General features: G+C 40.7%; 7 protein-coding genes. 4 read left to right on the plus strand and 3 right to left on the minus strand.

Going from position 1 to position 7,921, the window contains the following annotated elements; all coding sequences use genetic code 11:
* Positions 1-10: 10 nt before the first annotated feature.
* Together FOT98_RS29920 and hflX are read right to left on the minus strand one after the other, a co-directional pair.
* Complete coding sequence (locus FOT98_RS29920; protein ID WP_000460296.1) at positions 11-1,282, minus strand: methionine gamma-lyase family protein; 1,272 nt, start codon at positions 1,280-1,282, stop codon at positions 11-13.
* Entirely contained in the window at positions 1,275-2,549 is a 1,275-nt protein-coding gene (gene hflX, locus FOT98_RS29925) for a GTPase HflX (RefSeq protein ID WP_063260594.1), read from the minus strand. Before hflX ends, FOT98_RS29920 begins: the two co-directional genes overlap by 8 nt.
* A 92-nt stretch (positions 2,550-2,641) precedes the next feature.
* Here hflX and FOT98_RS29930 point away from each other — a divergent pair, with 92 nt between their 5' ends.
* Positions 2,642-3,265, plus strand: a complete 624-nt coding sequence (locus FOT98_RS29930; RefSeq protein WP_048544241.1) for a trimeric intracellular cation channel family protein — start codon at positions 2,642-2,644, stop codon at positions 3,263-3,265.
* Positions 3,266-3,364: 99 nt separating this feature from the next.
* Positions 3,365-3,502: a hypothetical protein gene (locus FOT98_RS32630; protein ID WP_063260593.1), complete on the plus strand. Its 138-nt coding sequence runs from the start codon at positions 3,365-3,367 to the stop codon at positions 3,500-3,502.
* Positions 3,503-3,532: 30 nt separating this feature from the next.
* Here the strand turns inward: FOT98_RS32630 and spoVK are convergent, their stop codons facing one another.
* Entirely contained in the window at positions 3,533-4,489 is a 957-nt protein-coding gene (spoVK, locus tag FOT98_RS29935; protein ID WP_061677942.1) for a stage V sporulation protein K, read from the minus strand.
* A gap of 263 nt (positions 4,490-4,752) precedes the next feature.
* On the opposite strand from spoVK, the gene FOT98_RS29940 reads away from it, so the two are divergent.
* Together FOT98_RS29940 and FOT98_RS29945 are read left to right on the plus strand one after the other, a co-directional pair.
* Positions 4,753-5,718: a tyrosine-type recombinase/integrase gene (locus FOT98_RS29940; RefSeq protein WP_048544247.1), complete on the plus strand. Its 966-nt coding sequence runs from the start codon at positions 4,753-4,755 to the stop codon at positions 5,716-5,718.
* 113 nt (positions 5,719-5,831) lie between these two features.
* Positions 5,832-7,921, plus strand: a 2,090-nt coding sequence (locus FOT98_RS29945) for a collagen-like repeat preface domain-containing protein (protein ID WP_144291208.1), incomplete at its 3' end; no start/stop codon positions are given.

Consider the following 7,921-nt stretch of genomic DNA (forward strand, 5'->3'; position numbering starts at 1 on the left):
CAGCTTCCCCTTAAGAAATTGTTAATAATTCTTTTTCAATTAATGCATCAATTGCAGAACAAATCGCAATCTTCACATGTGAATAAGTTAACCCACCTTGCACGTAAGCAACATAAGGGGGACGAATTGGACCATCAGCTGACAATTCAATACTTGCACCTTGAATAAACGTTCCCGCAGCCATAATTACATCATCTTCATAACCCGGCATATAGTTGGCATATGGAGTGAAGTGAGAATTAATCGGAGATGCATATTGAATTGCTTGGCAAAATGCAATCATACGATCTTTATCATCAAATTGAACAGACTGAATTAAATCTGTTCTTGGCGCATTCCACGCTGGTGATGTATTCATTCCTAACTTCTCTAAAAATGCAGCTGTAAAAATTGCACCTTTTAGCGCTTGTCCAGCTACATGCGGCGCTAAGAAGAAACCTTGATACATTTCTTGTAGACTGTATAAAGATGCCCCTGCTTCCGCACCGATCCCTGGAGATGTTAAACGATATGCACACGCTTCAACATACTGTTCTTTACCAACGATATAACCACCAGTTTTAACAATTCCACCACCAGGGTTCTTAATAAGCGAACCTGCCATTAAATCTGCACCAACATGGCATGGCTCTTGCTCTTCAATAAACTCGCCATAACAATTATCTACAAATACAACAACATCTGGTTTAATTTCTTTAACAAACGCTATCATCTCTTTAATTTGAGAAATAGTAAATGACGGACGAGTAGCATAGCCCTTTGAACGCTGAATACCAATCATCTTCGTATTACTATGAATTGCAGCCGCAACAGCTCCAAAATCAACAAGCCCCTCTTCAGTAAGCGGAACTGCATTATAACCAATATTATATTCTTTAAATGAACCTACACCTTTTCCGCGTACACCAACGATTTCTTCTAACGTATCATACGGCTTGCCAGTGATGTACAATAACTCATCTCCTGGACGTAAAATTCCGAATAACGCTGTAGAAATAGCATGCGTACCTGAAATAATTTGTGGACGAACAAGACCAGCTTCCGCTCCAAATACATCCGCATACACTTTTTCTAACGTATCACGGCCAATATCATCATAACCGTAACCTGTTGTCGGAATAAAATGCGAATCGCTAATTTTATGTTTACGAAAACTTTCTAATACACGAAACTGATTACTTTCAATTACTTCATCCGCACGTTTATGTACTTCTGTAATTTGGCTCTCTACTTCTTTTACGATTGGAGCAATTTTTTCTCCATTTTTCAAACGATCAAACATTTTTATTTTCTCCTTCTTCCACTAAAAATCTCTTTAATTGCACATTAAGCGATGAATGAGCAAAAATATACCCTACGCAATCATATACAAATTTATCTTCTAAAAACTCCATCTTTGTTAAAAGTGTTTCCGTTTTTAATAACGTTAACAACTTACCTTCACTCGGAGGAATTTCCACTTGATAACAATTCATTTCTTCCTTCATTTTCGTTTCTATCGCTTCTTTTATATGTAATAAATCATCTTCTTCAAAAGCACTAGTCATTAAGAAGTCACTTTTCGGAAACGGAATAAAGTTTTGATGTAATTCATCTTTTTTATTATATAACGTAATAATAGGAATATGATTAATTTCAAGTTCTGACAATAATTGTTTTACTGTTTTTTCATGCCCTACATAATTAGGATCTGCAGAATCAACTACATGTAAAATAACATCCGCTTCACCAGCCTCTTCTAATGTCGAACGAAAAGCCGCAATTAATGATGTAGGTAAATCCTGTATAAAACCAACCGTATCAGTTAGTAATACTGTATAACCAGAAGGTAACGGCATTTTCCTTGTCGTCGGGTCTAGCGTTGCAAACAACAAGTTTTCTTCAAATGTATCAGCTTCCGTCAACCTATTAAACAACGTAGATTTTCCCGCATTCGTATATCCTATTAACGAAACTTGAAATACTTTATTATCTTTTCTTCTCTCACGATATCTTTTCCGATGTTCCACAACAACTGCAAGTTGTTTCTTTATTTCATCAATACGTGATCGAATATGACGACGATCCGTCTCTAGTTTCGTCTCACCTGGTCCCCTCGTCCCAATACCACCACCAAGACGTGATAAAGACAATCCTTGCCCCATAAGACGCGGCATTGTATATTGCAACTGAGCTAATTCTACTTGAAGCTTACCTTCCCTCGACTTCGCACGTTGCGCAAAAATATCTAATATGAGTTGCGTTCGATCAATTACCCTCGCATCTAATACCGAGGATAAATTCCGAATTTGACTCGGCGTTAATTCGTTATTAAATACGATAACATCCGGTTCTAACTCTTCAGTTAACATTGTAAGCTCTTCTAATTTACCCTTACCTATATACGTCGCCGGATGAAACTTCGGTCGTTTTTGCGTTGTAGACACTAACAATTCTGCTCGCGCAGTCTTCGCTAGCGATGCAAGCTCTTTCATGGAATGCATAAATTTTTCATCATCTTCTTGCGGCAATTGACAGCCCACTAATATGACTTTTTCTTTTTCTTCCATCAAATATGTTCACTCATCCTTTTCGAAATTTAAACCTTCTAATATAATAGCAGAGGAAGCACATTTCATCTAGTTAGCGGGGGAGAAAATTCATGGCATGGGAGATTTTTAGCATCATAGGCACAATCGCTTTCGCACTAAGCGGAGCCATCGTTGCAATGGAAGAGGATTATGATATTTTCGGGGTGTATATTTTAGGAATGGCAACCGCATTTGGGGGAGGTGCCCTTCGTAATTTATTAATCGGTTATCCGATTGTCGCGTTTTGGCAACAAGACATGTTATTCCAAATCGCACTTTTATCAATGACAATTATTTTTCTTTTTCCAAATAAATTAATTAGACACTGGAAAAAGTGGGAAAACATCACTGATGCTATCGGCTTATCAGCATTTGCCGTACAAGGGGCATTATATGCTCAGAAATTAAATTTACCAATTAGCGCTACGATCGTAGCAGCTGTTTTAACTGGCATTGGCGGCGGTATTATCCGCGATCTTTTAGCCCGTAGAAAACCTCTCGTCCTTCGAGCTGAAGTATATGCTTTTTGGACGATTCTAGCAGGTTTCTTAATCGGCGCTCAAATTATTGTTAGTGATTGGGCTTTATACACCTTATTCATTTTAATTGTTTGCTTCCGCATGGTTTCTATTCACTACAAATGGCATTTACCGCATAGACGTATAGACACAAACGAACGTTCAGTGCATAAATAGCAATCCAACCTCTTTACAGAACGTAAAGAGGTTTTTCTTTTCTAACGAGTTTTTCTTTACATAATGTTTATACTAATCCTCAAAGCGAGGTGAATACAAATGACAAACCATGTTAATAAAGGTGCTCAAAAAAGCTCAGTAGGTCAAATTGGACATGACCCTAATTCTGCACACGAAAAAAGTGCTAAAATGGAACGTTTCCATAAATCTTATCAAGACAAAGCAAAAAAAGAGTAACAGCACTTATACAAAAAACAGACGCACAGTTTACGTACTGTGCGTCTCCTCTTCAAGCATCAAATCACTACTTGATATCCCAATTAAATCATATTTATCATACGTATCCTCTTGCAACAAGCGCATAGCCTGTGTACGAATCGATTTTTCAACAATATTCCGTACATATCTTCCATTACTAAACGATGTAATTTGCGATGAGTACTTTACAGCATGTAAATGATCTCTAAATTTCCATTCAGCCTCTTTCGATAACTGGTATTCACGTTCTTCATACATCCTCTTCCCTATTTCTAACAGCTGATTTACCGAGTAATCCGCAAATTCAATTATAAATGGAAAACGGGATTGCAGACCTGGATTTAATGAAAGAAAGTGATTCATCTCTCTTGAATATCCAGCTAAAATTAATACAAAACCGTGTTGTTTATCTTCCATATGTTTCACGAGCGTATCAATTGCTTCTTTTCCAAAATCTTTTTCTCCCCCTCGGGCTAATGAATACGCCTCATCAATAAACAAAATGCCTCCCATTGCTTTTTTTATTAAATCTCTTGTTTTTTGAGCTGTATGACCGATATATTCTCCTACAAGATCCGCACGTTCAGCTTCAACTAAGTGCCCTTTTGATAGAATATTCATCTCAAACAACAATTTCCCTATCATTCTAGCCACAGTTGTCTTCCCTGTACCTGGATTCCCTTTAAACAACATGTGGAGTACTTGCTTCTCAGACTTCAACCCTATTTCTTGTCTTTTTTTGTTTACATAAATCCAAGCATATATTTCTTTTATTATCTTTTTTATATCATCCATCCCAACGAGCTTTCCCATCTCTTCTTCAATTCTTTGCAGCATCTCATGTTTCGTAGTAGTTTCACTTGAAATTACCGTTTTATTTTCCGCGGCCGGTAAAGAAATTTTCTTTCGATGATTTAACACAATGTTAATTTGATTATTATTTTTCTTTCGCATCGATTGTTCCATACACTCACCTCATTTTATCCTGCATGAACAAGCAGTAAGACTCCCACCTCAAAATTCAGCAAACGCGAGGAAGTTAGACGAGAGATAGCTACCCGTAAATGCCCGATTGGTTCAACTAATAATCAAGGGAGATGAACAAATACCCCACTGATTAAAGTTTCACTTTATCCACTCACCAAATATTATTATTCCTGTCTCCCTTGCAAATGACTATTTTCAGAAAAGTTTGCTATAATATAAGAAATAATGAAGGTGGTGGGACTATGGAGACAACGGAATTCCATGATACAATACAAGCCTTTTCTATTTTTTTATTGAATAAAGGCCGAAAACCTTCAACCATTAAACGTTACGTTTATGACATTGAAGATTTCGGACATTGGTTAGAAAAAAACAAAAAGCTCCCTTCCAGTAATATATGGGCTACACTTTGTACAAAAGACTATGAAGATTACTTTTCCGACTTAAAAAAGAATCGACATTACTCAGAGAAAACGATGCACCGTGTATTTATTGTATTAAATAGAATGCATCACTTTCTAAACATCCCTAATCCATTAAAGAACATGGAAATTTCTATTCAACCAGACCGCACACTTCGTAATGAGGATTTCATTTCATCTGATGAAGAAAAAAGATTAAAACATATAGTCACTTCATTAGAAGGACTTTCAGAAAAACAGCGTCCTGTGCGCCCTTTATTAATGGATCGTAATATCGCTATTTTAAATTTATTAATCGACTACGGATTATCCTTACAAGATCTTACAGCATTAACTATGCAGCACGTCCACTTTGAAACGAACACATTATCTATCCCAGCAACCGCAGGGATAGAAAGAACAATTACATTAACTAGCGAAGACAAAAAACAACTATATACTTATTACAAAAGCATCCCAGAGCCCGTTCGTCCAAAATACCATAGTAATGATCCATTATTTATTGCCTTTGATTTTAATCGCGGAACATACAGATGGGTATACGAAAATGATGCACCAAAGGGATTAACAGAAATCGCTATCCAAAAAATGATTCGCCTTGAAGTATCTAGAGCTAATTTACGTAAAGGAATCTCAGGACAACACTTTCGTAACACCTATATTTTAAACTTAATAAAAAAAGAAACTCCAGAATCAGAAATTATAAAACTAGTTGGATTTAAATCAAAAGTTTCACTCAAACGATATTATCAATACGCAGAAAATAGAAAAAACGCCTTATCCTAAGGCGTTTTTTCTATTTTTTCTTTAAACAAACGATTTTACTATGACCATTTAACTAATTTTTGCATCTACTATGATGAGTTTCGTTCATATCCTCATGAGAAAGGAGAGATTTAATGTCTCATTTTAACGACAGTCAGAACAAATTCTCCAAACCATGCTTTCCAAGTAGCGCCGGACGAATCCCAAATACTCCATCCATCCCAGTTACTAAGGCACAACTTAGAACATTCCGCGCAATCATTATCGATCTAACAAAAATAATTCCAAAACTTTTCGCAAATCCATCTCCTCAAAATATTGAAGATCTAATCGATACATTGAACTTACTAAGTAAATTTATTTGTTCACTAGACGCTACTTCCTCCCTGAAAGCACAAGGGTTAGCTATTATTAAAAATTTAATAACTATATTAAAAAACCCAACCTTCGTAGCAAGCGCTGTATTTATTGAGCTTCAAAATCTAATTAATTATTTACTATACATTACAAAACTATTCCGAATTGACCCTTGCACACTTCAAGAGCTTCTTAAATTAATAGCAGCATTACAAACTGCTTTAGTTAATTCTGCTTCATTCATTCAAGGACCTACTGGACCTACTGGGCCAGCGGGTGCTACTGGCGCCACTGGATCTCAAGGGCCTCAAGGTAACACGGGTGCTACTGGCGCCACTGGACCTCAAGGGCCTCAAGGTAACACGGGCGCTACTGGTGCCACTGGACCTCAAGGGCCTCAAGGTAACACGGGCGCTACTGGTGCCACTGGATCTCAAGGACCTCAAGGTAACACTGGCGCTACTGGTGCCACTGGATCTCAAGGGCCTCAAGGTAACACGGGCGCTACTGGTGCTACCGGATCTCAAGGACCTCAAGGTAACACGGGCGCTACTGGACCTCAGGGTGTTCAAGGTAACACTGGTGCTACTGGTGCTACCGGATCTCAAGGACCTCAAGGTAACACGGGCGCTACTGGACCTCAGGGTGTTCAAGGTAACACGGGTGCTACTGGTGCTACCGGATCTCAAGGACCTCAAGGTAACACGGGTGCTACTGGTGCTACCGGATCTCAAGGACCTCAAGGTAACACGGGCGCTACTGGACCTCAAGGTGCTCAAGGTAACACGGGTGCTACTGGTGCTACCGGATCTCAAGGACCTCAAGGTAACACGGGCGCTACTGGACCTCAGGGTGTTCAAGGTAACACGGGTGCTACCGGTGCTACTGGCATAGGAGTTACCGGACCTACCGGACCTTCTGGTGGGCCTCCTGGACCTACTGGACCTCAGGGCGTTCAAGGTAATACAGGTGCTACTGGCGCCACTGGACCTCAAGGCATTCAAGGTAACACGGGTGCTACTGGTGCCACTGGTGCCACTGGACCTCAAGGTGTTCAAGGTAACACGGGCGCTACTGGTGCCACTGGACCTCAAGGTGCTCAAGGTAACACGGGTGCTACTGGACCTCAAGGTGTTCAAGGTAACACGGGTGCTACTGGACCTCAGGGTGCTCAAGGTAACACGGGTGCTACTGGTGCTACTGGACCTCAAGGTGCTCAAGGTAACACGGGTGCTACTGGTGCCACTGGACCTCAAGGTGTTCAAGGACCAGCGGGTGCTACTGGACCTCAAGGTGCTCAAGGACCAGCGGGTGCTACTGGACCTCAGGGCGCTCAAGGTAACACGGGTGCTACTGGACCTCAAGGTGTTCAAGGTAACACGGGTGCTACTGGTGCCACTGGACCTCAAGGTGTTCAAGGTAACACGGGTGCTACTGGTGCCACTGGACCTCAGGGCGCTCAAGGTAACACTGGTGCTACTGGACCTCAGGGTGCTCAAGGACCAGCGGGTGCTACCGGTGCCACTGGACCTCAAGGTGTTCAAGGTAACACGGGTGCTACTGGACCTCAGGGTGTTCAAGGTAACACGGGTGCTACTGGTGCCACTGGACCTCAAGGCGTTCAAGGTAACACGGGTGCTACCGGTGCTACTGGACCTCAGGGTGTTCAAGGTAACACTGGTGCTACTGGTGCTACTGGACCTCAGGGTGTTCAAGGTAACACGGGTGCTACCGGTGCCACTGGACCTCAAGGTGTTCAAGGTAACACGGGTGCTACTGGACCTCAGGGTGCTCAAGGTAACACGGGTGCTACTGGTGCTACTGGACCTCAAGGTGCTCAAGGACCAGCGGGTGCTACCGGTGCCAC

Source organism: Bacillus sp. HY001 (assembly GCF_007558965.1).
GTDB classification, from domain to species: Bacteria; Bacillota; Bacilli; order Bacillales; family Bacillaceae_G; genus Bacillus_A; species Bacillus_A mobilis.

Coding starts and splice junctions, on each gene's coding strand:
- hflX (WP_063260594.1), bottom strand. CDS start 2,549: ATGGAAGAAAAAGAAAAAGTCATATTAGTGGGCTGTCAATTGCCGCAA.
- FOT98_RS29920 (WP_000460296.1), bottom strand. CDS start 1,282: ATGTTTGATCGTTTGAAAAATGGAGAAAAAATTGCTCCAATCGTAAAA.
- FOT98_RS29940 (WP_048544247.1), top strand. CDS start 4,753: ATGGAGACAACGGAATTCCATGATACAATACAAGCCTTTTCTATTTTT.
- spoVK (WP_061677942.1), bottom strand. CDS start 4,489: ATGGAACAATCGATGCGAAAGAAAAATAATAATCAAATTAACATTGTG.
- FOT98_RS32630 (WP_063260593.1), top strand. CDS start 3,365: ATGACAAACCATGTTAATAAAGGTGCTCAAAAAAGCTCAGTAGGTCAA.
- FOT98_RS29930 (WP_048544241.1), top strand. CDS start 2,642: ATGGCATGGGAGATTTTTAGCATCATAGGCACAATCGCTTTCGCACTA.